The sequence below is a fragment of the Burkholderia sp. A2 genome, from assembly GCF_001729305.1.
GTDB classification, from domain to species: domain Bacteria; phylum Pseudomonadota; class Gammaproteobacteria; order Burkholderiales; family Burkholderiaceae; genus Burkholderia; species Burkholderia sola.
The window spans coordinates 1-721 of record NZ_LZXX01000048.1; the positions used below are offsets into that span (position 1 = coordinate 1).

Here is a 721-nt window from a genome sequence, read left to right on the forward strand (position 1 = left end):
CGCCGAGCGCGGCCAGCGCGCGGATGAAGCGGGGCGTGAGCAGGCTCGCGTCGCGGATCTCGATCGCGTAGCGCGTGCCGTCGGCGTCCGGCGGCAGCGGCGGCAGCGCCGCGAAGAACGCGGCGAGCCGGTCGATCAGCGCGGCCGGCGCCGCGAGCAGCTGGTCGGGCAGCGGCGAGAACTGGAACACGAGCACGCCGGCTTTCCGGCCGAGCCCGTCGAGACATGGCTGGACGAATTCGCGGGTCGCGAGCCGAGCATCGAGGAAGGTCGGGTTCGGCCCGGACGGCTCGCCGCGCCGGCCGCGGATCACCGCGTCGGTCACCGCGGCCGGCGCCTTCACGACGAAACGGAAATCGTCGGGCACCTGCTGCGCGTAGCGCAGGTAATCGGCCACCGACAGCGGCCCGTAGAACGACCGGTCGAGGCTCACGCTCTTCAGCAGCGGATGCGCGCCGTACGCTTCGAGCCCTTCGCGTGACAGCTTGGTCTGCGCGAAATCGCCGTCGTAGACGATGCCGTTCCAGCCGGGGAAATACCACGACGACGTGCCGAGCCGCACGTTCGGCGGGAGGCCTGCCGCGGCGTCGGCCACGTCCGCCGAGATCGGCGCGGGCAGTACGCCGCGCTTGCGGCGGCCTTTCTTCGGCGCGGCAGCGGGCGGGGACGGTTCGTCCCACAGCAGGCCCGATGACGGGGCGGGCTCGTCGTCATCGGCGGC

1 protein-coding gene is annotated in these 721 nt (G+C 73.0%); it reads right to left on the reverse strand.

The features are described 5' to 3' along the window. Positions 1-721, reverse strand: a 721-nt coding sequence (locus A9Z05_RS04270; protein WP_141723348.1) for a DUF72 domain-containing protein, incomplete at both ends; no start/stop codon positions are given.